Genomic DNA, 22650 nt, shown 5'->3' on the forward strand with positions numbered 1-22650 from the left:
GAGTGACGGGAGTGACGGGAGTCAGATCTGTGCCCGGCCCTGCTTCCTGATCTCGGTGAGGCGCTCCGTCCCGACCCGCACCGCGTGCTGCGTGACCTCCGCGTACACCTCGTCGAGACCGGCGTTGGTGAGGCTGATCGCCTCCGCGCCGACGCGTACGGCGGCGACGTCGACCGTGAGGTACGTCAGCTCTCCCTCCTCCGTCTCGCCGGCCATGGTGATCCGCAGCGCCTGGCGGGCGTCCCCGACGGGAGGCAGCGGCATGTCGGTGACCTGGACGCCCTGGGCCCGGCCGCGGGTGGTCGCGGCCGTGAACTGGCCGCACCTGCGCGGCAGCGACTTGAGCCAGGCCAGCGTGCGGTCGACCTCCGCCGCGGGGTAGGGGGCGATCTCGTAGCGCAGCTGGGTGTCGGTGCCGGCGGCGTCGAGCGCGGACGTCGCGCGCGGGCCGGCCGGGGTGCCGAAGAACTCCTCCGTGTAGAGGACGTCGAGCAGCCGCTGGCAGTCCCGGTTCTGCGTGGTCCCCTTGAGCAGCCCGTCCCGCCAGGTCTTGGCACCTAGGGTCGGCACCCACGGCTCCCCCAGATCGGCCTCGGTGACCAGCGCCGCCTGGGCCTGGAGCTGGGTGAGCCCGGCTCCGGAGCCGGGGGGCCTCTCACCGGCGGGTGCCGCGGCGGTGGCGGAGGCGGAGAACCACCGCGGCCGCGGCCCGTCCTGGAGGGAGCAGGCGGCCGTGGACAGCAGGGCGGTGACGGACAGCCCGCAGGCCAGGAGGGCACGGGTGGTGGCGGGAGGACGGTTCATCTGGGGTGCCTCCTGAGGGGGCGGGCCCGGTGGGAGCGGGCACTCCAAGATCGGATCTGTGCTCCTACGGCACCACCACGCCGGGCTGCACACCAGTGCGACGGGCTGTTCGGGTGAGGCAGGGGTGGACACCGCGTGCGGGGCGGCGGGAAAACCCGTCGCCCCGCACGCGGCACTCCTGTTACGGTCCCGCCCATGCAGCGCGCCCAGTCGTTCCCGTCCCTCACGACGACGCCGGAGAGTGTCCCGGCGCGCTGACAGCTGACCCAGATGTCCGAAGCCCCGGGGCGAGTGCCCCGGGGCTTCGTCGCGTGGTGCTCGCTCCAGACCCGGAGGAGACCACCATGTCGACCGTGTACGACCACCGCAGGCTCGGCCGTGAACTCGACCTGTTCGACACCGATCCCCTGATGGGCGCGGGGCTGCCGTACTGGCTGCCCGACGGCGCGATCGTGCGGCACGCTCTGGAGGAGTACGTCCGGGAGGCGGAACGGCGGGCCGGCTACCGGCACGTGTACTCGCCCGTCCTCGGCAAACGCGAGCTGTACGAGATCTCCGGGCACTGGGACCACTACAGCGAGGACATGTTCCCGCCGATGGAGCTGGGCGCCGAACAGGTCCTGCTGCGTCCCAGCCTCTGTCCCCACCACGCCCTGATCTACCGGTCCCGCTCCCACAGCTACCGTGAACTACCGCTCCGAATGGCCGAGTTGGGCGGAATGTACCGCTCGGAGCTGTCGGGTGTGCTCGGCGGGCTGACCCGAGTGCGGGCCATCACCCTCAATGACGCGCACATCTTCTGCACCCTCGAACAGGCCGTGGAGGAGGCGCGTTCCGCGCTGGAGCTGATCGGCCGTGCCTACGCCGACCTGGGCATCCGCCCGGCCCGCTACCGGCTGTCCCTCCCGGGCGAGGGCGGCAAGTACGTGGCCGACCCGGACCTGTGGCGGCGGGCCACCGCCCTCCTCCGGGAGGTCCTGGACGGCTCCGGCATCCGCTACGAGTCCGCCGAGGGCGAGGCGGCCTTCTACGGTCCGAAGATCGACGTGCAGATCGCCGACCCGGCGGGCCGGGAGGCCACCCTGTCCACCGTCCAGATCGACTTCCACCAGCCCGAACGCTTCGACCTGCACTACATCGGCCCGGACGGGGCGAAGCACCGCCCGGTCATGGTGCACCGCAGCATCATCGGCAGCGTGGAACGCGCGGTCGCGCACCTCGTCGAGTCCCACGGCGGCGCCTTCCCGCCGTGGCTGGCCCCGGTGCAGCTGGCGATCCTGCCGGTGGCGGACGAGCAGGCGGAGCAGGCCCACGCCCTGGCCCGCCGGGCCCGGGACCTGGGCCTGCGCGCGGAGGTCGCGGACCCGGCGGAGGGCACCCTCGCCGCCCGGATCCGCGCGGCCCGGCTGGTGCCGTACCAGGCGGTGATCGGCGCGCGCGAGGCCGCCGCCGGTCTCGTCGCGGTACGGCTGCGGGACGGGCACCGGCCGGAGCCCCTCTCCGCCGCCGAGCTGCTGCGGCGGGTCGGGGACCGGGTGGCGGCGCGCGGCACCGGCCTGTGGGACGAGTCGTAGCGGGGCCGGTCGTAGGGGGACCGGTAGGACGGGCTCAGAACGCCCAGCGCGTGTGGCTGTAGACCCCGTCGTCCCGGCCGAAGCCGTACGCCGTGCCCGGGGACACCGCGAACACCACCACGTGGCCGTCGCGGATCGCGTCGCCGATGCCGTGGAACGTGCCCTCGGGGGAGGTGATGTGCGGCCCGTACTTGGTCTCGTACGCCGTGATCACCTCCTCCAGCCGGGCCGGGTCGGCGACCGGCTCGGCCCGGCCCTCGACCACGAGGTCGAGGCCTTCGGTGAGGGAGTTCGCACCGGTGGTCAGCGCGCAGTGCGCGTGTTGGGCGAGGTTCTTCGCCTTCTGCTCCTCCCGGCCGGTGGAGAAGTACAGGGCTCCGTCGTGCCAGGCGGCGATGCAGGGTGTGACGTGCAGCCGGCCGTCGGGCCGCACCGTGGACACCCAGAAGATCTCGGCGGTGGCCAGCCTGCGCTGTGCCTCGGCCCACTCGGTGGCGGTGACGTCCGCGGCGCCCGGGCGGGGGTTGAGCGCCGAGCTGTAGCGGGGGTCGAGTTCGGTGGCGGGTTGTTTCGTGGTTCCCTGTGCCGGCATGGCGGGGCTCCTCTCTCCGTGCGGGTCGGTCCGTCTGTCAGTCGGTCCTCCAGGGCCGGAGCTTGTCGGGGTTGAGTACGGCCCAGATGTGCTGGATCCGGTCGTCCGCGATGTCGAACGCCAGCACCGAGACGGTGACGCCGTCCAGCTGGGCGACCAGGCCGGGCCGGCCGTTGACCTCGCGTTCCAGGAGCGTGACCCCGGGCAGCGCCCGGGCCCGGTCGGCGAGGAAGCGGGCGATCGGCTCGGCGCCCTCGACCGGGTGGAGTGCGGCCGGGACGAATCCGCCGCCGTCGCCGGTCGCCGTGGCGCCCGGGGCCAGCAGGCCGACGAGGCCGTCGATGTCCTTCGCCTCCCAGGCCTGCCGGAAGGCCCGGACGAGACCGGCGTGCCCGGCCGCCGGTGCCGGTGCGGGCGGTGCCGTGCGGAGGCGGCGGCGGGCCGAGGAGGCCAGCTGGCGGCAGGCGGCCGGGGTGCGGCCGACGATCTCGGCCACTTCGGCGAAGGAGTACCGGAACACGTCGTGCAGGACGAACGCGACGCGCTCGGCCGGCGTCATCGACTCGAGCACGACGAGGAAGGCCATGGTGAGCGACTCGTCGAGGGTGACGCGGTCGGCGGGATCGGCCGGGTCGGCCGCGGGGTCGTCCCACCGCCCGCCGACCCACTCCGGGCCGCCGGGCAGCGGCTCCGGGACCCATTCCCCCACGTACCGCTCGCGTCGGGCCCGGGCGGAGCCGAGCAGGTCGAGACAGATACGGCCGGCGACCGTCGTCAGCCAGCCGCCGGGCGACCCGATCTCTTCCCGCTGCCGTGGGGAGAGGGCGTACCAGCGGGCGTAGGTCTCCTGCACGACGTCCTCGGCCTCGGACAGCGAGCCGAGCAGCCGGTAGGCGAGGCCGATCAGCTGCCGCCGCTCGCGCGTGATCGCGGCCAGGTCCTCTTCCGGCTCGGACGGTGTGGTCATGGTGCGGATGACTCCCTCGGTCGTACGGGTCCTCACTCGTCCGACGAAACGGCGCCCCGAAGTGTCAGGCCGGCGCCCCTCACCTCACGGCCTCACATTCCGGGGAGCTGCGTCGTCGTACCGCTGAGACCGGCATCGGATTCCGCATCCCCTTCCAGGAGACACCACCATGACCACCACGACCACTCTCGGCGAACTGACCGGCGACTACGTCCTCGACACCGCCCGCACACGCATCGGCTTCACCGCGCGGGCCGCGATGATCAGCAAGGTCCACGGGCTGTTCGAGGCGTTCGAGGGCAGCGCGCGGCTGGACGGCGACAGCCCGTCGAAGTCGGGCGTGCGCCTCACGATCCGGGCCCGGAGCGTCCAGACCCGCAACCGGAAGCGCGACGACCATCTGCGGAGCGGCGACTTCCTCGACGCGGGCGCCCACCCGGCCCTCACCTTCACCTCGACCCGGGTGGAGCGGGTGGGCGGGACCGGCTTCAAGGTCACCGGTGATCTGACCGTTCGCGGTGTGACCAGGCCGGTCACCGTGGACTTCGAGCTGACCGGCGCCGGGGACGAACGGGGCGGCTTCCGGGTCGGCTTCACGGGCCGCACGACCATCGACCGCGAGGAGTGGGGCGTCAGCGGGGGCCGGGGCCTGGTCGGCCGGAAGGTGACGCTGGAGTTCGACGTCACGGCGGTACGTCAGGCCTGACCCGGAACCGATCCAGGTCGTAGGGTCACTGGTACGAAGATCGTACGGTCCGTGGAAGGAGCCTCGCCGTGACGGACGGTCAGCGCATCCCGGTGATCATCGACTGCGACACCGGCGTCGACGACGCCCTCGCCCTGCTGTTCGCCGTGCGGCACCCGGCGCTCGACGTGCGTGCGATCACCTGCGTCGCCGGGAACACGGACGTGGACGGCGTCGTCCGCAACACCCTGACCGTGCTGGAGGTGGCCGGAGCGGGGGACATTCCCGTCGCCCGGGGCGCCGAGCGGCCGCTGATCGAACCCGTGCGGACGGCCCGGCATGTGCACGGGGAGGACGGGATGGGGGATCTGGGGCTGCCCGCGCCGACCCGGGTGCCGGTCGACGTGGACGCGGTGACGCTGCTGCGCCGCGAGATCCTCGCCTCGCCGAGGCCGGTCACCCTCATCCCCACGGCGCCCCTGACGAACATCGCGCTGCTGCTGCGGACGCACCCCGAGGTGACCCGCAACATCGAGCGGATCGTGTTCATGGGCGGCGCGGTGGCGACCGGGAACGCCACGCCGGTCGCGGAGTTCAACGTGTGGCACGACCCCGAGGCCGCCGCGGTCCTGCTCACCGCGGGGGTGCCGATCACGATGTACGGCCTGGACGTGTTCAAGAGGGTCCTGGTGCCCGCCGGGGAGGTGCAGCGGCTGCGGTCGAGCGCGGAACCGAGCCTGCGGCTCGCCGGGGAGCTGCTCGCCCACCGGGATCCGGCGACCTCCGGCGACCCCACCCCCATGGGCGGCCTCGGTGACGCGGGCGCGGTCTGCGCGGTCGTCGACCCCGAGGGCATCACCACCGAGCGCCTGCCGGTCGAGGTCGTCCTCGCCCCCGGGCCCGCCCGCGGCCAGACGATCGTCGACCGCCGCCCCCGCCCCGGCGAGTCCGAGATCCACGAGGGCACGCGCGAACAGCCCCTGGTGGACGTGGCGTTGGACGTGGACGTGGAGCGGTACGTGAACCTGTACCTGAAGACCCTGTGATCCGCGCATACCAGCGAATCGATTGACTTTCGATCGATACCGATCGAAGATCGATATATGAATGGCTTGCTCATCGCCGCGCTCCGGGCCGGTATCGTCTTCGCGGTCCTGGCCGGGCTCTTCGGTCAGATCGTGGTCATACCGACGACGGCGGCCGACGAGGTCGACCGCTTCCCGCCGTACGCCCCGTACGCCGCGCCGTACGTGACCGTGGCGATCGTCGGGGTGGTGTGCGTGCAGGTCGCGCTCGCCGCCGTGTGGATGCTGCTGACGATGGTCCAGCGGGACGCCATCTTCACGCCCCGGGCGTTCCGGTGGGTCGACGTCATCATCGGCGCGGCAGGCGTGGCGACGCTGCTGGCACTGGGAGTGGCGGGGCATCTGGCGGTCGCCCCGATTCCCTCTCCCGACGACGGGATGGACGTCGAGAGCGCCCTGGCCACGGCGACGGCATGCGTCGCCGTCGGGGCGGCGTTCGCGATGCTGATGGTCGTCATGCGGAGCCTGCTGCGCAAGGCGACGAACCTGCAGAGCGAGCTGGCCGAGGTCGTCTGACGGACTGCCGGCCCGGCTCTAAGCGCCCTTACGGGGCCTGCCTCGCCTCGGGGCGGGTGGGAGCCAGGAGTCCACGTCTTCGGCCGACAGGCCAAGGCGGGTGAGATGTTCGTCGTAGACGCGCTTGAGATCTCTCCCGCTCTGCGTCGAAGGGTTCGTTCGAGACTTCGTACTTGCCGCGGTGCCGCCAGTAGGACGACTGAGGAAGTCCCCGGACGTATAGCGCGGCAGGGCCGGGCCCGAACGACGTACGTCGGTGACCTGGAAAAGTAGTGAGGAGTACACTCCTTAGAAACGTATTCCTTATCGCGGACGGACTTCCCCAAGGAGCCGCATGCGTCGTCGGGCAACACCGGACAAGCCCTCGCGGGTCTACGACCGCGGGAGCGAATGGGGCGCGCTCATCTCCTTCGTGAACCGGCCTCTGCCGCATGCCATGCTCGGGATCGTCAGCGGACGACGGCGTATGGGAAAGACGTATCTCCTGCGGGCGCTCGTCGAGAGTTGCGGAGGCTTCTACTTCGGAGCCACGGCCGGGACGGAGGCCGAGTCTCTCCGCCAGTTCAGCGCGGCTCTGGCCGACCACGTGGGTTCACCGGTTCCCTTCTCCTTCGGCACATGGGACGACGCGATCTCGTATCTCTTCGGTCTGGCCGTTCCCGGGCGCGGGGAGAGCCCCTTCCTCGTGGTCATCGATGAGTTTCCGTACCTGATGAAGGCGGCCCCTGAGCTCCCCTCGCTTATCCAGCGCGTGATCGACCGCTTCCAGATCCAGGAGAGCGGTATGCGGCTGCTCCTGTGCGGTTCGGCGATGTCCGTCATGGGCGAGCTGCTGGCCAGCACCGCACCTCTGCGTGGCCGTGCGCAACTGGAACTGGTCGTACGCCCCTTCGGGTACCGGGCCTCGGCGGACTTCTGGGGTGTCTCCGACGAGCCCGCACTGGCCGCGCGGTTGCATGCCGTAGTGGGAGGCACCCCCGCGTACCGCCGGCAGTTCCTGGCTGATGACGTTCCCACGAGTATGGGCGACTTCGACGACTGGGTGTGCCGCACCGTCCTGGCGCCGTTCAGTCCGCTGTTTCGGGAGGCTCGATATCTGCTTGCCGAGGAGGCGGACATCCGTGACACCGCGCTGTACCACTCGGTGCTCGCGGCCGTGGCGCAGGGCAATGCGACGCGAGGGGGTATCGCCGGCTACATCGGCCGCAAGTCCGTGGACATCTCGCATCCGCTCAACGTCTTGGAGGACAGTCACCTGCTGGTGCGGGAGGCGGACGTCTTCCGAGCGGGCAAGTCGCAATATCGCATCACCGAGCCGCTGATCACCTTCTACGAGGCCATCATGCGTCCGGCCTGGGCGCGCCTCGAGAGCGGTCAGGCCGCAGAGGTGTGGGCGCGGTCGGCGGAGCGCTTCGCCTCGCAGGTGGCCGGTCCGCACTTCGAGGCGCTGTGCCGGGAGTACGTGCTCGGTCCGGGCCGCTCGCTGCTCGGCACGTCACTTGGGGACGTCGGAAGCGGCGTGGTGACCGACTCCAGGGAACGGCGGCAGATCCAGATCGATGTCGCCGTGGTGGAGTCGGGGTCCGGTGGAGGCAAACCCGCGGTCGCGCTGCTCGGTGAGGCGAAGTGGGGGACCGTCATGGGAACGAACCACCTGGGACGTCTGGAGCGGGCCAGGGAGCTCCTCGCCGGACGGGGGATGGACACGACGCACTGCGGGCTGGCGTGCTTCAGCGCTGCCGGCTTCAGCGACGCCCTGCGCGGTGAGGCCGAGCGGGGCGGTGTCTTGTTGATCGGCCTCGACGAGCTCTACGGCCGGACGATGCCGACGGCTGTTCTGCCGTAGATGGGGTTTGGGGGGAGGGGAGGGCCACTGTGCGGGGCCGGGGGCAGGGCGGCCCGGCTCCAATGCCGGGCGGGCGCTACACCGCATGGACCGGTCGGCCATGGTCGCGGTGAATGCACCGGCCGGGAGGGCTGGCGCCAGGCCGAGGGTATGGGCGGTCGCTCGTCGGTCCGCCCTGCCGCGGTCCCGGTGGGGCATCGGCAGGGCGGAGGTCCGCGGGAGGGGCCTGACTCAGGCGCCCGGGGTGTTGCTCTTCGACCGGCGGCGCGTCACGACCACCATGGCCGCGCCGCCCGCGAGCAGCACCGCCGCGCCGAGGGCGATCGGGCCGGTGCTGCTGTCGGCGCCGGTCTCGGCGAGGTCGCCGCCCCCGCCGTTCGGCTTGGGCGCGACGGGCGTCGACTCGGAGGCGGACGGGGTGGGCGTGTCCGTGCCGGAGGACGGCGGGGACGAGGGCTTCGCCGGCTCGGACGGCTCGGGCGGGGAGGCCGGCGGGGTCGTCTCGGCCGGCTCCGACGGGGTCGCGGGCGGCGTGGCCGGGGGCGGCTCCTCCTCCGCCGGCGGCGGGGTCGTGCAGTCCTTCGTGCCGCCGTTCCAGGCCGCTATCAGCTTGTCCTTGATGACCGGGCGGTCCGGGCCCTTGGGCAGCTCGCCGTGCTCGAAGCCGTCCTTCGCGTCGAGCTCGCCGTCGAACCGCACCGCGCCCCGGTAGAGGTCGATCTGCCCGAAGCAGCCCTTGTCCGGGACGGCGATGTCCAGCGAGTCGGTGCCGCCCGGCTTGACGGTCACCGTGTCGAAGCCGACGAACACCTGCTCGCCGGAGGTGGCGAAGGTCGCGCCGTGCGCGAGGTAGGAGGCGAGAGAGGCCGTGCAGCCGGCGGCGTCACCGGCGGCGCGGACCTTGATGTGGACCTTGCCGTCCTCGGTCGGCTTCAGGTTCTGGTCGTCGACCTTCACCGAGTCGTAGAAGTTCCTGCCGTCGAGCGAGAACTGGCAGCGGTCGGTCCCCGTCTCCGTGCCCGCTCCCGTCCCGGGCTGGTAGCTGCCGCCGGACGACCAGCCGTCCCCACCCGGCGCACCGTGCGCGAACGCGGTGGTGGCGGAGGCGGCGCAGAGGGCGAGGGCCGCGGCGCCCGTCCCCAGCAGGCGGCGCGCGGTGACACGTCTCGCTATGGACATGCGGATCCCATTTCTTGGCGTGTGCCGGAACCCGGGTGACGGCATGCGGGCAGCGCGCGGCGCACGGCTGCGGGGCCGCACCGGGGTGAGTGGTGGAAGAAACACTGGGCTCATTGGTCACATGCGCCTCAGTGCGCCCCCATCGTGGCCGCGCCGCACCACCCTGTCAACCTGCGGTGATGCAAAGGGAGTTGCTCCGCCATCACACTTCCATCACAGCAGGAATGGACTACTCCGATTCGACGCGATGGTTCCTTTTCCCGGCATTCTGGACAGATTCCTTGCTGTCGCCCGTATGACCCGCGAAGGAGACCGCGTGACCGATCGCTCCGCCCCCGACCTGTCGTCCCGTGACCCCGACTGGTGGCGGCAGGCCGTCGTCTACCAGGTCTACCCCCGCAGCTTCGCCGACGCCGACGGCGACGGACTCGGCGACCTCCGCGGCATCACCCGCCGCCCTGGGCGTGGACGCCCTGTGGCTGAGCCCCTTCTACCCGTCCGAGCTCGCCGACGGCGGCTACGACGTCGCCGACCCCCGGGGCGTCGACCCGCGCCTCGGCACCCTCGACGACTTCGACGCGCTGGTCGCCGAGGCCCACCGGCTCGGCCTGAAGGTCATCGTCGACATCGTGCCCAACCACTCCTCGCACCAGCACGTGTGGTTCCAGGAGGCCCTGCACTCCGCACCCGGCTCGGCGGCCCGCGACCGGTACGTCTTCCGGGACGGACGCGGCGAGCACGGTGAACTCCCGCCCACCGACTGGCAGTCCGTCTTCGGCGGCAGCGCGTGGCGGCGCGTGCCCGACGGCCAGTGGTACCTCCACCTGTTCGCCCCCGAGCAGCCCGACCTCAACTGGGAGAACCCGGAGGTCCGCGCCGACCACCGCACCACCCTGCGCTTCTGGTCCGACCGCGGGGTCGACGGATTCCGCGTCGATGTCGCCCACGCCCTGGCCAAGGACCTGAGCGAACCGCTGCGCGACCTCGGCGCGCCCGAGCTGAGCGGCGAGGAGGCACTCGCCGGGATGCCGCCCGGCACGCACCCCTTCTACGACCGCGACGAGGTCCACGAGATCTACCGCGACTGGCGCAAGATCCTCGACGCCTACCGCCCGCCCCGCATGGCGGTGGCCGAGGCATGGGTACCGGGCGCCCGCCGCGCGCTGTACGCCCGCCCGGACGAGCTGGGCCAGGCCTTCAACTTCGAGTACCTACAGGCCCGTTGGGACGCCGACGAGCTGAGGCAGGTCATCACCGGCTCGCTCGCCACCGCCCACGCGGCCGGCGCCTCCGCCACCTGGGTGCTGTCCAACCACGACGTCATCCGGCACGCCTCCCGGCTGATGCTGCCGCCGGACACCGACCCGGGCGCCTGGCTCCTCTCCGGCGGCCGCGCCCCGGCCGTCGACGAGGCGGCCGGACTGCGCCGGGCCCGGGCCGCCACGCTGCTGATGCTGGCCCTGCCCGGCTCGGCCTACGTCTACCAGGGCGAGGAACTCGGGCTGCCCGAGGTCGCCGACCTGCCCACCGAGGTGCTCCAGGACCCGATCTGGGAGCAGACCGGCCATGTCCGCAAGGGCCGTGACGGCTGCCGGGTGCCGCTGCCGTGGACCACGACCGGACCGTCGTACGGCTTCGGGCCGGGCGGTGCCTGGCTGCCGCAGCCGCCCCGCTTCGCCGGCTACGCCGTTCAGGCGCAGGACGGTGTCGAGGGCTCGACCCTGGAGCTGTACCGCACGGCCCTCCGGCTGCGCCGCAAGCTGCTCGGCGGCGAGGAGCTGACCTGGGCGGCCGACGTCCCGGACGGTGTGCTGCAGTTCGACCGTTGCGAGGGCTGGCGGTGCGTGACGAACCTGTCCGCCGCGGCGGTCCCGCTGCCGGCCGGTGAGGTGCTGCTGAGCAGCGCGCCCCTGGAGGACGGACGGCTCGGGCCGGACACGACGGTGTGGCTCGGGCGTTAGCCCGGACCCCGGGCTCGCCCCACCGGGCGGGCCCGGCGGCCGTTCCCTCTCTACCCCTCACCCGCCACCCGCACGGCCGAGCAGCACGCGCCACCTGCGGGAACGGCCCGCGACAATCGCTCCAGAGTGCCCTCGCCGTCCGCACAGGGAGCCCCGCACGCGATGAATGCGATGAACGCGATGAACGCGATGAACAGGTCGAAGAAGGCAGCAGCCGTGGCGGGGGCCGTCGCGGTGGGGGTGTTCGCGTTGCCCGGCCCGTCCGTGGCGGCCGGGGACGGTCAGCTGTGGGGTGCCGCGACCATCGCTCCCGGCCGGGAGGGCATCGTCGAGGTCGCGGGCCGGCCGGAAGCGGCGCCCGGAGCGGGGGCCACCCTGACGCTCAGGGCGCCCCGGGGCACCCGGGTGACCGCCACCCCGCTCGACGCGGCCGGCTACCGCGGCCGGATCGCCACCGGCGGGCGCAGCGGGACGTACACCGTCACCGGCGACGCGGCCGGGCAGCCGTGGCAGAGCCGTACGTTCCCCTTCGTGCTGGCGGTTCCCGCGGACGCCGTGCCCGGCACCCGCCTGCGCGACTGCTTCCTGCGGATCACCGACGCGCAGGGCGCACGGCAGGCCGCCGGCCGCTGCTCCGTGACCGTGGGCCTGGCCGAGCCGACCCTGAGCCGCCCGCTGTCCGGTGTACCGCTGGGCGTCCGGCCCCAGATCTCCGGGACGGCGCACCCGGGCGCCCACGTCACCGTCCGTGACAAGCACGACCACGCGGTCTGCGCGAGCACCGCGGCACCCGACGGCACCTGGGCCTGCACCCCCGGACCGGGCCTCCCGGCCGGTGCCAACCGCCTCCAGGCGGTCGCCTCCCTGAACGGGGTGAGCGCCATGAGCGAGCAGATCGACATCTCGGTGGCGGAGCCCGGTCCCGGTCAGTAGCGCACGGCCCGGGCCACGTGCGCCCGGATCTCGCCGGACAGGTCGTGGGTGCTGCGGGCGGTGGCCGTGGCGGAATCGCCGGCCTGCACGTGGTCCACGGTGACGATGACCGTGTCGACCAGTCCGCCCCCGGCGTCGGTGAAGTCCACCTGGACGGCGAAGGACCTCTCGGAGTCGTCGGTGTTGTGGGCGGTGACCTCGGCCCGGGCCCGGCCGTCGGAACCGACTTCGGCCGCCGCGACCTTCACGTCGCCCTTGACGTCGACGCCGCCCTTGATGTCGTCGAGCCGGCGCCCGGCCTCCGCGGTGGCCGACTCGACGGCCTCGGAGGCCTGGGACGCGATCGACCCGACCGCGGACTCCGCCTTGCTGGCCGTGTCCGAGGGGCTGCTGTAGCTGTCGCAGCCGGCGAGCAGGGCACCCAGGGCGAGCACCAAGGCCGCCCCGCCCGTCGCCCAGCGCGTCCGGTGACGGGCAACGGCCATGCGTCCTCCCTCGGGAATCGGCCTTCGCGGGGTCTGCTCGTGCGGGGTCGGCCGCGGTGGTGTGTGCTCGTGCGGAGCCGACCGCGGTGCTGTCTGCCCCTGCGGAGCCGTCCCCCGGGGCCGGGGGCCGCGTCCGCTCATGTGCGTCCGAGGCCGCCACCGCCGAAGGATCCGCTGGATCCGGGCGACCAACGGCGCGGCTTCTGGTCCTTGCCGGTCCTGGTGCTCGCGTGGTGCAGCTCATGGGGCAGGAGCCGCTTGCCGTCGCGCGTCACGATCGGCACGTCGTCGGGCTCCCGCATCTCCCTGGTCTCGTGCACGGGCCCGCCGTCCGGCAGGTGCGGCTGCTCCTCCGGGTCCGGATGGTGGGTGTCCTTGTCCATGACCCGCATCCCCACCCGTACGGCCCAGATCAGCGCGCAGGCCACGATCAGGCCGCAGACAAAGGCGATGGTCACGGCGACCGCGTGTTCCGGCGACGCCGCCAGCACTTCGTACGTTGCCGTTCTCATGCTCCGATTATCGCCGACGTAATGCGATAAAGCGCCCGGAATGTCCGACCGGCATGTCCGGCCTGATCGGAGCATCCGGCCGGGACTGCCGGGCAACCTCCGCCGCGCGGGTGACGACCAGACGGTGATACCCCGACCCCCACACGAGGGAGATCACCATGCGCAGACACCTGGCGCGGCTGCTCACCGTGCTGGCCGTGCTGGCGGCGGCGTTCGCCACGCCCGGCCTGGCGAACGCCAAGACGCAGGCCGCCGACGAGTGGAACCCGCCCACGAACCTCGTCCAGCCCCTGAACGAGGTGTGGAACCACGTCGAGTCGACCTATCCGAACCTGTACGGCTTCCGGAACTACGGCTGGGACCAGGTCATGGCCAACCGGGGCAGCGTCAACTACTGCGTGCGCTGGGAGTCCGACGCCCCGGTCAGCGCCGCCCTGCGGGACCGGATCCACGCGGCACTGAAGAAGCAGTTCGGCAAGTGGATGACGGCCATGACCGAGAACGGCAAGGGCCACAACGCCTGGCCGTACACGAATGTGCCGGTCAACATCGTCGGCTGGGCGGTGAAGAACCGCTCCACCCTCCAGTGGACCGACAACTCCGTCGACATCTACGCCGGCAACCTCGACAGCGGCGGCTCCCCCCAGTGCGCCCCGGACTGCGGCCGCTTCTTCCACCAGGACGGCAACTACTCCAGGTGCCCGGGCGGCGCCGCCCGCCACTACGACCAGTCGCTGTGGCTGACCAAGGGCTTCCAGGGCGGCGCGGGCGGTGACTGGGGCCAGCGCATGGGCCAGGAGTACTTCACCGGCGCCCTGAACCAGGAGAACATCCACATCTACCTGCACGAGGTCGGCCACACCTTCGGCCTCGACGACTTCTACGACTGGTCGCCGACCGGCCAGTGCTGCTTCCTGATGAAGGCGGGCAGCGCCACGCAGATCACGGAGTTCGACAAGTGGATGGCGCGTGACTTCTGGCGCCACCTCAAGAGCCGCTACGGCCTCTGAGTCATCCGGCGAGCAGCACCAGGCCCAGGGCGACCAGCGCCGGGACGGTCTGGACGAAGAGGATCTTCCGGCTGGCGGTCGCGGCGCCGTAGAGCCCCGCGACCGCCACGCACAGCAGGAAGAACACCGAGACCTGGAAGCCCACCGGGTCGGACGCCACCGCGCCCCACAGCAGGCCGGCGGCGAGGAAGCCGTTGTAGAGGCCCTGGTTCGCGGCCAGGGCCTTGGTCGAGGCCGCGAACTCGGCGCTGGTGCCGAAGGCCGCGCGGGCCCGGGGAGTGGTCCAGAGGAACATCTCCAGCACCAGGATGTAGGCGTGGAGCACGGCGAGAGCCAGCACCGCGAGGGTGGCGAGGGTCGACATGCACGCATCATCCCAGGCGGGTTCCATCGTCCTCGTTCGGTCCTCCCCAGGAGGCGGCGCGGGGCGCCGGGTGGGAGATTTCGGACAGTGGAAGGCCGGGTCGGGCCGACGCGTCCCCGCGTGTGCCGCTCGGGAGCCCGGCCCGGCCTTCCCGCCCTGCCGAGGCCGACGGCCCGGAGGCCCCGGGGGCCCGGCGAGTGCCGTGGCCGGTGTCTGGAACCGACCATTCTCGGTTGACCGGCAGCCGCACCTTTGATCAGCTGTCCCACCAGTCCTGTTCGATTCTGAATCGAGCGGCTCATGGCTCCCAGGGGGGGAGCTTGTGACGAGTTGGGGAGTTTCCTTGATGCATCACGACGCTGCCGTGCTGCGCCGCGCCAGATTCCGGCGCGGAGCGGCGGCCCTGACCCTGCTGGCGCTGACCGGCGGCACCGCCCTGACGGGGGCCTCGGCAGCGACGGCCGCCGGGAGCGCCGGGCCCGCCGGAAAGGCGTGCGCCCCGACGGACACCTTCTCCGGCTGCCGGCTGTTCGTCCCGGCCGACGGCGCGCAGGAGTTCACGGTCCCGTCCGGCGTGACGCGGCTCGGCGTGAGGCTCTGGGGAGAGGGCGGCGCCGGCACCGGCATGACGAACGGCGGTGCGGGCGGTTTCGTCGCCGGCACCCTGAAGGTCACCCCCGGGGAGGTGCTGAGCCTCGCCGTCGCGGGTCCGGGCTCCGGTGACGCCCTCGGCGGCAAGGCGGGTGCCCGCGGTGCCCAGCGCGGTGGGAACAGCAGCGGCATCCGCACGAACGGCGGGGCGCCGCTGGTCATCGCCGGCGGCGGTGGCGGCGGTGGCGGCGACACGGCCCAGGGTCAGGGGGGTGTCGCCGGCGGCGAGTCCGGCCAGGACGCCTCCGAGACGGGCCGCGGCGGCAAGGGCGCCACCGGCGCCAAGGGCGGCGCGGGCACCGGCAACGGTGTCGCGGGCGCCGACCACGCCAAGGGCGGTGCGGGCGGCGCCGGCGGCTCCGGCACATACGGCGGTGGCGGCGGCGGTGCCGGTTACGCGGGCGGCGGCGGTGGCACGGGCGCCGAGACCGGCTCGCTCGCCGGCACCACCGGCAGCGGTGGCGGCGGCTCCAGCTTCGTCGAGCCGGCCCGGGTGGCCGACGCCCGGCTCGTCGTCGGCACCGGTCACACCGCGCCGGAGAAGACCGACCCGTTCTGGGCCCCGTCCGGCGCCCCGGCCGGCTCCGGTGTGGCCGAGGGCGGCGTCAACGCCTCCGGCGGCCCTGGCCGGATCGTCCTGCAGTGGCAGTCCCCGGTGGTCGACCGGCTGAGCCAGGTCTCCGGCACCGACACGACGACCCAGCCGGGCGAGGACGTCAGGCCGCTGGCCGTGGTGGCCCGGGGCAAGGACGGCAAGCCGGTCGCCGACACCTCGGTCACCTTCACGATCGACGACCCGGACGGTCTGAAGCCGCTCTTCCGCCTCAAGGGCGGCCCGCAGGACGACGAGACCGTCGTGTCGACCGACGCCCAGGGCCGGGCCCAGTCCCCGTGGATCGGGCTGGGCACCAAGAAAGAGGGCGAGTTCACCGTCCGGGCGACGACCCAGGGCGCGTCGACCGTCTTCACCGTGCGGGTCAAGGAGTCCCCGTACACCGTGAGCGTCGCCGGCGGCGACGAGCAGCAGGCCGAGCAGGGACAGGACTTCGCCGACGCGCTGATCGCCAAGGTGGTCAAGTCGGGCGGCCCGGCGCCGGCCGGCACGGAGGTCGAGTTCCGCGTCGAGGACGCCGGCGAGGACGCGCCCCGCTTCCAGGGCGAGGACCGGGTCGTCCGCGTGACGACCGACGCCTCGGGCCGGGCCACCGCCCCGGGCATGACCGCCGGTGAGGGCACGGGCACCTACACCGTCTCCGCGTCGGTCGGTGACGCCATGACCCAGTTCGCGGTCGAGGTCGTCCCCGGTGACGGCACACCCGAGCCGAGCCCCGGTGACCCGTCGGGCTCGCCCTCCCCGAGCCCCACGACCGACCCGAGCCCCTCGGCGGAGCCGAGCCCGTCGGCGAGCGCCACCTCGGGCACGACCGGCGGCTCGTCGACCACGGGCGGCACATCGACCGACCTCGACGGCGGCAGACTCGCCTCCACGGGCACCGGCGGCATCGGCCTCCTCGCGGCGGCGGCAGCGGCCCTGGCCGCCGTGGGCTTCGCGGCCTTCCGCTTCGGCCCCCGCCTGCGGCTCCGCTCCCGCGACGACGCCTGACCTGAACACCAGCACGACTGCCCGCACCCGGTCTCCGGGGCGGGCAGTCGTCGTTTCGACCGCGGAGTTGAGGGTTGCCCCGGCGACGGCGAGGCACGGCCGCCTTCGAACGGTCGAAGTCTCCGGGACCGCTTCAACGAAACGATGGAAGTCATGGATGCCCGAGACACCGAGCCGCCCGTGGTGCGGCCATTAGGCAAGTCCCGCAACCGTGTGGGAGCAACTCGGCGCTGGTGGGCACTGCCCGCGGTGAGCGCGGCCCAGCTCCTCGTGGTCCTGGACGGGACCGTCGTGAACATCGCGTTGCCCTCCGCGCAGCGAGCGCTCGGTATGTCCGACGGAAGCCGGCAGTGGGTCGTCACCGCGTACGCGCTCGCCTTCGGCGGGCTGCTGCTGATCGGCGGCAGGGTCGGCAGCGCCCTCGGCCACCGGCGCACGTTCGTCCTCGGCCTGGTCGGCTTCGCACTGGGCGGGGCCGCCGGGAACCCGGAGACGCTCTTCGCCGCCCGGGCGCTGCAGGGCGTCTTCGCCGCCGTACTCGCACCCGCGGGGCTGTCACTGCTGATGCTGACGTTCACCGAGCCGCGCCAACGCGGGCGCGCGCTGGGGGTGTTCGCGGCGGTCGGGGCCGCGGGATCCGCGATCGGCCTGATCGCGGGCGGACTCCTGACCGAGTACGCCGGCTGGCGGTGGTGCCTCTACATCAACGTTCCGGTCGCCTTGCTCGCCGTCCTCGGCACGGCCCTGGTGCCGGCGGACCGCCCTCACCGCGGGGAAGGCAGGCTCGACATCACGGGGGCCCTGCTCAGCGCGGTGGGTTTCGCCGCCGTGGTGTACGCCTTCGCCGAAGCCGAACCGCACGGCTGGGGCTCGGCGAAGGTGCTCGTGCCGCTGGCCGCCGGTGTGCTGCTGCTCGCCGCGTTCGTCGTGGCCGAGTCGCGAGCACCTCACCCGCTGCTCCCGCTGCGCGTGCTCCTGCACCGGGCCCGCGCCGGGGCACTGATCGCCATCACCCTGATGTTCGTGGCGATGTTCGGCTTCTACCTGTTCATGAGCTACTACACCCAGACCGTCCTCGACTGGTCGCCGGTCGAGTCGGGGCTTGCCCTGATCATCAATGCCTCGGCCGCCCTGCTCGGCTCCACCCTCGTAGCCGGGAGACTGCACGGACGCGTCGCGCCCGCGCTGCTGATCCTGCCCGGGCTGGTCACCGCGGCGGTCGGAGTCCTCGTCCTGACCCGTCTGACCGGGAGCAGTACGGACGTCCTGCCGCTGTACCTGACACCCGCCCTGGTGCTCACCGGACTCGGTCTCGGCTGTGTCCTGCCGCCGACCGCCGCCATGGCCACCTCGGACGTACAGCCGCGGGACGTCGGAGCCGCGTCGGCTGCCTACCACGCCGCCCAGCAACTGGGTGCCGCGCTCGGTACGGCGTTGCTCAACACCGTCGCGGCCACCGCCACGGCGTCGTACGGGGCTTCAGCGGGGCGGGGCACGTCGGCCGCCGCGTCCGTCCACGGTTACACCACCGCCCTCTCCGTCGCCTTCGGCATCCTCCTGACCGCCGCATGCGTCGTCGCGCCGCTGATCATGACCCGGCCCCTACGACGGTCCAGGACATGAGACGGGGGCGTTTTGCGGAACCTTTGCCAGAGGGTCGGGCGTTGGACGGGTGTGCACGCGTGAGCGGGTGCGCTAGGTGATGCTGACGAATACCGAGGTGACGTCAATGGCAGTGTGGGACAAGCTCAAGGACCAGGCCAAGGCTCTCCAGCAGTCGCAGGGCGGACGCGGCGCGACCGGCGGGCACAGCGGGGGGACGCGGTCGGGTGGGGGCAGCAAGGCCCAGCTGGTCGGCCTGTTCAAGACGCAGCTCGGGTCGCTGAAGAACGAGCTGAAGAGCGGGGCCTACCGGGACGCGAGCATGGCGATGTGCGCGCTGGTCGCGGCGGCCGACGGGAATGTCGATCCGGCCGAGCGGCAGCAGGTCGAGTCGATGATCCTCAGCAACGACGTGCTGCAGAACTTCCCGCCGGAGCAGCTGCGCCAGCGTTTCAACAAGCACGTCGACCAGCTGACGATGAACTTCCAGCACGGCAAGGCCGAGGCGATGCAGGAGATCGCCAAGGCCGCCAAGAAGCCCACCGAGGCCAGGGCCGTGATCCAGACCGGCATGGTCATCGCCGGTGCCGACGGCCACTTCTCCCAGGCGGAGGCGACGGTCCTGCGCGAGGCCTGCGCGGCGCTGGGGGTGTCGCCCGCCGAGTTCCAGCTCTGACCGGAGGACCGGCGGGGGTTGCCGCGGAGTTCTCTAGAGCGCGCGCAGTGCGTCCACGGCCAGGCGGGCCGCAGTGCCGATGACCGCGTCGGCGGCGGGCTGCAGGGCGGAGGTGCGGGCCGTGCGGGTGAAGACGGCCACGGCGTAGCGGCCCCCGTCGGGGTACTCGACGACGCCGACCTCGTTGCGCACGGTCGGCAGGCTGCCCGTCTTGCCCGCCACGTGGACGTCGTCGAAGGGGAAGCCGGACGCCAGCCGGTGCGGCCAGACCTGGAGTCCGAGGACCCGGCGGATGGCCGCGCCGTGCTCGGGTGTGCAGGCCTCGTCGCGCCAGACGGCGCCGAGCAGACGCGTCATGTCGCGCGGGGTGCTGCGGTTGGTGCGGGCCGGGTCGAGCGCCCGCAGCCGGGCGACGACGAGCGGGTCGGCCAGCGCGCGGGCACCGTCCGGGCCGGCGTCCTCCTTGATGGTGGAGAGGAGTTCGCCGAAGCTGTGCACGGCGTGGGTGCGGGTGAGACCGAGGCGGGCCGTGGCGCGGTTGACGGTGTCCAGGCCGACGCGCGACAGCAGCAGGTCGGCGGCGGCGTTGTCGCTCACCGACATCATCAGATAGGCGAGGTCGCGCAGGGACAGCCGGGCACCGTCCAGCATGGCGGCGAGGCCCGTCGGCCCGGTCGTGCGGCCCGTCGGCGGGCACTCGACCTGCTCGGTGAGGTCCAGCGCCCCCTCCGCGGCCTGCTCGTACAGCGTGACGAGCAGACACAGCTTGTGGACGCTGGCGGTGCAGACCGGCTGGTCCGCACCGGCATCGACCTGCGCGCCGGTGTCGATGTCGACGGCGTGCAGCCGACCGGTGACCCCGGCGTCGGCGAACGCCGCGTGGATACGGGCGAGGGTGTCGGTCACAGCCAGTACTCCGATGCCGGGCGCAGATGGAGCGTGGGGGTCGGCAGGTCGGGGGTCGCGCCGGCGGTGGTGCGCAGTGCGTGCGTCGCGGACTCGGCGAAGGCGGCCACGGCGGCGTCACCGCGCCCGGCCGGCCAGGCGACGGAGTGGCGCAGGGCGAGCGGGGCACCGGTGAGGGGGCGCCACACGACACCCTCGTCCGGAGCGTCTGCGCCCGGGCCCCCGCCTCCGTGCGTGTCCCGCGGACTGAGCGCCACGGCCTCCGCGGACAGCACCAGGCCGCGCACGAAGCTGTTGCCCTGGGCGTGGCGTACGGCGGTCGGGGTGTAGCCGTTGCGGGCGCAGGTGGTCAGGAGGTCGTCGTAGACCGCCGGGGCGCCGGCCCGAGGGAAGAGGATGAGGTCGTGGCCGGTGAGGGAGGCGAGCGGTACCTCGTCGAGCGCGGCCGCCGCCGCGCCGCGGGGCAGCAGCACGCCCAGTTCGCGCCGCAGCACCGGGCCCAGCTCCAGCCCCGCCACGTCACACGGGTGGTGGATGAGCCCGACGTCCAGTTCGTGCGCGGCGAACCCCGCCAACTGGTGGGCTGTGGACAGCTCGTGCAGTTCCAGATCCAGGCCGTTCAGCCCGGCCTCGGCGAACCCCGCGAGCAGCGCGGCGACGGTCTCGCCGGACAGGTCCGGCGGCAGCGCCGCGCGCAGCAGGCCGGTCTCACCGTCGCGGATGCGGCGCGCGGTCGCCATGAACGCCTCGGAGCGGGCGAGCACCTCCCGGGCCTCCGTCAGCAGCAGCGCCCCGGCGTCGGTGAGGGCCACCTGACGGCTCGTCCGTTCGAAGAGCCGGACGCCCAGGTGCTTCTCCAGGCGCTGGATGCGCTGCGAGAGCGGCGGCTGTGCCATGCCCAGGCGGGCCGCGGCACGGCCGAAGTGTGACTCTTCTGCAACAGCCACGAAGCACTCCAACTGCCGCACCAAGTCCACGATCAGTCATCATATCGACTGCATATTGATCCGAGACCGATACTGGTCTTGGACAGGCTGCGGGGCCGCTGCTGTTCTCGGCACATGGATCACGACGACCACACCAGCGTCATCACCGGAGATCGCACACGACGACGGAGGGCCGTACGGGTCGGCACCGCGGTCGCGGTGGTGCTGGCGCTCGCCGTCGGCGGGGCGTACGCGGCCGGTCTCGGTCCCTTCGAGCGGGACACCGGGCCCGACCCCGCGGCGGAGAGACAGGCCCGCGCGTTCCTCGCCGACTGGGCCGCCGGCCGGCTGCCGAGCGCGGCCGACCGTACGACCAGCCCCGACACGGCCCGGCGCGTGCTGGACAGCTTCACCTCCGGCCTCGACATCAGCGGACCGAAACTCACGGCCGAGACCGCGGCCGAGGCCGAGGACGGCACGGTCATCGTCCCGTTCACCGCCCGGATGCCCGTCGAAGGCCTGGGCACCTGGACCTACGAGTCGAAGCTGCCACTGCGCGAGCAGGGCGACGGCAGGTGGAAGGTCGACTGGACGCTGTCCCTGGTCCATCCGCGGCTGAGCGGCACCGACAAGTTCCGCCTCGAACGGGAGGAGACCAAGCCCCCCGAGGTCAGAGACCGGGCGGGGAAGACCCTGTCGGGCGACCGGTACCCCTCCCTGGGCCCTGTCATGGCGCAGCTCGGTGGGGGCGGCGAGGGCACCGGCCCGCGCGGGGCGATCCACCTGGTCGACCGCGCCACCGGTGAAGTCGAGCGCACGGAGGCCAGGTTCGGTGCGCGGACCGTCCGGGACCGGGGCCCCGTTCGCACCACCCTCGACGCCGGCTGGCAGTCCGCCGCCGAGCAGGCCCTCACCGCCCACGCCGGCGGCCGGAACGCCGCGCTCGTCGCCCTGCGGATCGACGACGGCGAGATCCTGGCCGTGGCCAACTCCCCGTCGTCCGGCTTCAACCGCGCGCTCTCCGGCACCTACGCACCCGGCTCCACCTGGAAGATCGTCACCAGCAGCGCCCTGCTGCTCAAGGACGCCGTCGCACCCGACGACGTGGTCGACTGCCCCAAGTACCTCACCGTGGGGAAGCGGTTCCAGAACGTGGAGCTGTCCGAGCATCCCGGCGCCACCTTCCGCAAGGACTTCACCGAGTCGTGCAACACCGCGTTCATCAGCCTGCGCGACAGGCTCGGGGACAGGGAACTGGCGGACGTCGCCCGTAAGTACTTCGGCGTCGGCCAGGAGTGGCACGTCGGGGCGCCCTCGTACGACGGATCGGTGCCGGCGCCCAGGGACGAGACGGAGAAGGCCGCCTCGATGATCGGGCAGGGCCGGGTGCAGGCCAACCCGCTGATCATGGCGTCCGTCACGGCGACGGCCGTGTCCGGTACCTTCCACCAGCCCTCGCTGACCGAGGGGAACGACGACAGGACCAGCACGACCCCGCTGCCCCGGGGTGTCGTCACCCAGTTGCGGGAGATGCTGCGTGCCACGGTCACCGGCGGCACGGCGCGCGGTCTCTCCGGTCTGCCCGGCGAGATCGGTGCGAAGACCGGCACCGCGGAGGTCTCCGACGACCAGGACAACAACGGCTGGCTGGTCGCCCACCGCGGAAACGTCGCCGTCGCGTGCATCGTCGAGGAGGGCGTCACCGGCGGCGGCTCCGCCGGCCCGATCATCCACAGCCTGCTGTCCGCGGCGCCGGGCGATTCCGAGTGAAAT

The 22650-nt window shown here is 72.7% G+C and carries 20 protein-coding genes and 1 pseudogene; 12 read left to right on the top strand and 9 right to left on the bottom strand.

The window, feature by feature from the left end; translation table 11 throughout:
- Positions 1–21: 21 nt before the first annotated feature.
- On the bottom strand, positions 22–804 hold the full coding sequence (locus ABZ016_RS09685; protein ID WP_356916017.1) for a hypothetical protein: 783 nt from the start codon (positions 802–804) through the stop codon (positions 22–24).
- A 353-nt stretch (positions 805–1157) separates the two neighbouring features.
- On the opposite strand from ABZ016_RS09685, the gene thrS reads away from it, so the two are divergent.
- A complete protein-coding gene (gene thrS / locus ABZ016_RS09690; protein ID WP_356916326.1) occupies positions 1158–2378 on the top strand; it encodes a threonine--tRNA ligase in 1221 nt (406 codons plus the stop codon).
- Between the two features lie 34 nt (positions 2379–2412).
- Here thrS and ABZ016_RS09695 read toward each other — a convergent pair whose 3' ends face one another.
- Together ABZ016_RS09695 and sigJ are read right to left on the bottom strand one after the other, a co-directional pair.
- Positions 2413–2970, bottom strand: a complete 558-nt coding sequence (locus tag ABZ016_RS09695) for a pyridoxamine 5'-phosphate oxidase family protein (RefSeq protein ID WP_356916018.1) — start codon at positions 2968–2970, stop codon at positions 2413–2415.
- A 37-nt stretch (positions 2971–3007) separates the two neighbouring features.
- Complete coding sequence (sigJ, locus tag ABZ016_RS09700) at positions 3008–3937, bottom strand: RNA polymerase sigma factor SigJ (RefSeq protein ID WP_356916019.1); 930 nt, start codon at positions 3935–3937, stop codon at positions 3008–3010.
- A 169-nt stretch (positions 3938–4106) separates the two neighbouring features.
- Between sigJ and ABZ016_RS09705 the strand changes: the two genes are divergently transcribed.
- The 4 genes from ABZ016_RS09705 to ABZ016_RS09720 all read left to right on the top strand — a co-directional run bounded on the left by ABZ016_RS09705 (position 4107) and on the right by ABZ016_RS09720 (position 8069).
- Positions 4107–4643 (top strand): YceI family protein, encoded by a 537-nt coding sequence (locus tag ABZ016_RS09705; protein WP_356916020.1) that lies wholly within the window; start codon positions 4107–4109, stop codon positions 4641–4643.
- A gap of 68 nt (positions 4644–4711) precedes the next feature.
- The gene (locus ABZ016_RS09710; RefSeq protein ID WP_356916021.1) at positions 4712–5668 is read left to right on the top strand and encodes a nucleoside hydrolase; all 957 of its coding nucleotides are present in this window, start codon (positions 4712–4714) and stop codon (positions 5666–5668) included.
- 57 nt (positions 5669–5725) lie between these two features.
- Positions 5726–6223 (top strand): DUF2975 domain-containing protein, encoded by a 498-nt coding sequence (locus ABZ016_RS09715; RefSeq protein WP_356916022.1) that lies wholly within the window; start codon positions 5726–5728, stop codon positions 6221–6223.
- Between the two features lie 334 nt (positions 6224–6557).
- Positions 6558–8069: an ATP-binding protein gene (locus ABZ016_RS09720; protein ID WP_356916023.1), complete on the top strand. Its 1512-nt coding sequence runs from the start codon at positions 6558–6560 to the stop codon at positions 8067–8069.
- Positions 8070–8300: 231 nt separating this feature from the next.
- Here ABZ016_RS09720 and ABZ016_RS09725 read toward each other — a convergent pair whose 3' ends face one another.
- Positions 8301–9248: an LAETG motif-containing sortase-dependent surface protein gene (locus ABZ016_RS09725; RefSeq protein ID WP_356916024.1), complete on the bottom strand. Its 948-nt coding sequence runs from the start codon at positions 9246–9248 to the stop codon at positions 8301–8303.
- Between the two features lie 295 nt (positions 9249–9543).
- Between ABZ016_RS09725 and ABZ016_RS09730 the strand changes: the two are divergent.
- Positions 9544–11209: pseudogene (locus tag ABZ016_RS09730) on the top strand (glycoside hydrolase family 13 protein).
- 162 nt (positions 11210–11371) lie between these two features.
- Entirely contained in the window at positions 11372–12142 is a 771-nt protein-coding gene (locus ABZ016_RS09735; RefSeq protein WP_356916025.1) for a carboxypeptidase regulatory-like domain-containing protein, read from the top strand.
- Here ABZ016_RS09735 and ABZ016_RS09740 read toward each other — a convergent pair.
- A complete protein-coding gene (locus ABZ016_RS09740; protein WP_356916026.1) occupies positions 12136–12627 on the bottom strand; it encodes a hypothetical protein in 492 nt (163 codons plus the stop codon). The genes ABZ016_RS09735 and ABZ016_RS09740 overlap by 7 nt on opposite strands.
- Before the next feature lie 137 nt (positions 12628–12764).
- Positions 12765–13139, bottom strand: a complete 375-nt coding sequence (locus tag ABZ016_RS09745; RefSeq protein WP_356916027.1) for a DUF6479 family protein — start codon at positions 13137–13139, stop codon at positions 12765–12767.
- Positions 13140–13297: 158 nt separating this feature from the next.
- Here ABZ016_RS09745 and ABZ016_RS09750 point away from each other — a divergent pair, with 158 nt between their 5' ends.
- A complete protein-coding gene (locus tag ABZ016_RS09750) occupies positions 13298–14149 on the top strand; it encodes a hypothetical protein (RefSeq protein WP_356916028.1) in 852 nt (283 codons plus the stop codon).
- 1 nt (position 14150) lies between these two features.
- Here the strand turns inward: ABZ016_RS09750 and ABZ016_RS09755 are convergent, their stop codons facing one another.
- Complete coding sequence (locus ABZ016_RS09755; RefSeq protein ID WP_356916029.1) at positions 14151–14513, bottom strand: DUF1304 domain-containing protein; 363 nt, start codon at positions 14511–14513, stop codon at positions 14151–14153.
- Positions 14514–14859: 346 nt separating this feature from the next.
- Here ABZ016_RS09755 and ABZ016_RS09760 point away from each other — a divergent pair, with 346 nt between their 5' ends.
- The 3 genes from ABZ016_RS09760 (at position 14860) to ABZ016_RS09770 (ending at position 19045) form a co-directional block, all read left to right on the top strand.
- Positions 14860–16767 (top strand): hypothetical protein, encoded by a 1908-nt coding sequence (locus tag ABZ016_RS09760; RefSeq protein WP_356916030.1) that lies wholly within the window; start codon positions 14860–14862, stop codon positions 16765–16767.
- 153 nt (positions 16768–16920) lie between these two features.
- Positions 16921–18390, top strand: a complete 1470-nt coding sequence (locus ABZ016_RS09765) for an MFS transporter (RefSeq protein ID WP_356916031.1) — start codon at positions 16921–16923, stop codon at positions 18388–18390.
- Positions 18391–18496: 106 nt separating this feature from the next.
- Positions 18497–19045, top strand: coding sequence for a TerB family tellurite resistance protein (locus tag ABZ016_RS09770; protein ID WP_356916032.1), 549 nt, complete (start codon positions 18497–18499; stop codon positions 19043–19045).
- Positions 19046–19078: 33 nt separating this feature from the next.
- Here the strand turns inward: ABZ016_RS09770 and ABZ016_RS09775 are convergent, their stop codons facing one another.
- Positions 19079–19957: a serine hydrolase gene (locus ABZ016_RS09775; protein WP_356916327.1), complete on the bottom strand. Its 879-nt coding sequence runs from the start codon at positions 19955–19957 to the stop codon at positions 19079–19081.
- Positions 19948–20898 (bottom strand): LysR substrate-binding domain-containing protein, encoded by a 951-nt coding sequence (locus ABZ016_RS09780; RefSeq protein ID WP_356916033.1) that lies wholly within the window; start codon positions 20896–20898, stop codon positions 19948–19950. The genes ABZ016_RS09775 and ABZ016_RS09780 overlap by 10 nt, the downstream gene beginning before the upstream one ends.
- 114 nt (positions 20899–21012) lie before the next feature.
- Here ABZ016_RS09780 and ABZ016_RS09785 point away from each other — a divergent pair, with 114 nt between their 5' ends.
- Entirely contained in the window at positions 21013–22647 is a 1635-nt protein-coding gene (locus ABZ016_RS09785; protein WP_356916034.1) for a penicillin-binding transpeptidase domain-containing protein, read from the top strand.
- Positions 22648–22650 lie beyond the last annotated feature (3 nt).

The sequence above is a fragment of the Streptomyces sp. NPDC006372 genome (genome assembly GCF_040612515.1).
Classification (GTDB): domain Bacteria; phylum Actinomycetota; class Actinomycetes; order Streptomycetales; family Streptomycetaceae; genus Streptomyces.

Bases quoted from the DNA above. Each gene is read 5' to 3' on its own strand.
- ABZ016_RS09685 (WP_356916017.1), bottom strand. From the start codon at position 804: ATGAACCGTCCTCCCGCCACCACCCGTGCCCTCCTGGCCTGCGGGCTG.
- ABZ016_RS09695 (WP_356916018.1), bottom strand. From the start codon at position 2,970: ATGCCGGCACAGGGAACCACGAAACAACCCGCCACCGAACTCGACCCC.
- sigJ (WP_356916019.1), bottom strand. From the start codon at position 3,937: ATGACCACACCGTCCGAGCCGGAAGAGGACCTGGCCGCGATCACGCGC.
- ABZ016_RS09705 (WP_356916020.1), top strand. From the start codon at position 4,107: ATGACCACCACGACCACTCTCGGCGAACTGACCGGCGACTACGTCCTC.
- ABZ016_RS09715 (WP_356916022.1), top strand. From the start codon at position 5,726: ATGAATGGCTTGCTCATCGCCGCGCTCCGGGCCGGTATCGTCTTCGCG.
- ABZ016_RS09720 (WP_356916023.1), top strand. From the start codon at position 6,558: ATGCGTCGTCGGGCAACACCGGACAAGCCCTCGCGGGTCTACGACCGC.
- ABZ016_RS09725 (WP_356916024.1), bottom strand. From the start codon at position 9,248: ATGTCCATAGCGAGACGTGTCACCGCGCGCCGCCTGCTGGGGACGGGC.
- ABZ016_RS09735 (WP_356916025.1), top strand. From the start codon at position 11,372: ATGAATGCGATGAACGCGATGAACGCGATGAACAGGTCGAAGAAGGCA.
- ABZ016_RS09740 (WP_356916026.1), bottom strand. From the start codon at position 12,627: ATGGCCGTTGCCCGTCACCGGACGCGCTGGGCGACGGGCGGGGCGGCC.
- ABZ016_RS09745 (WP_356916027.1), bottom strand. From the start codon at position 13,139: ATGAGAACGGCAACGTACGAAGTGCTGGCGGCGTCGCCGGAACACGCG.
- ABZ016_RS09750 (WP_356916028.1), top strand. From the start codon at position 13,298: ATGCGCAGACACCTGGCGCGGCTGCTCACCGTGCTGGCCGTGCTGGCG.
- ABZ016_RS09755 (WP_356916029.1), bottom strand. From the start codon at position 14,513: ATGTCGACCCTCGCCACCCTCGCGGTGCTGGCTCTCGCCGTGCTCCAC.
- ABZ016_RS09760 (WP_356916030.1), top strand. From the start codon at position 14,860: ATGCATCACGACGCTGCCGTGCTGCGCCGCGCCAGATTCCGGCGCGGA.
- ABZ016_RS09765 (WP_356916031.1), top strand. From the start codon at position 16,921: ATGGATGCCCGAGACACCGAGCCGCCCGTGGTGCGGCCATTAGGCAAG.
- ABZ016_RS09770 (WP_356916032.1), top strand. From the start codon at position 18,497: ATGGCAGTGTGGGACAAGCTCAAGGACCAGGCCAAGGCTCTCCAGCAG.
- ABZ016_RS09785 (WP_356916034.1), top strand. From the start codon at position 21,013: ATGGATCACGACGACCACACCAGCGTCATCACCGGAGATCGCACACGA.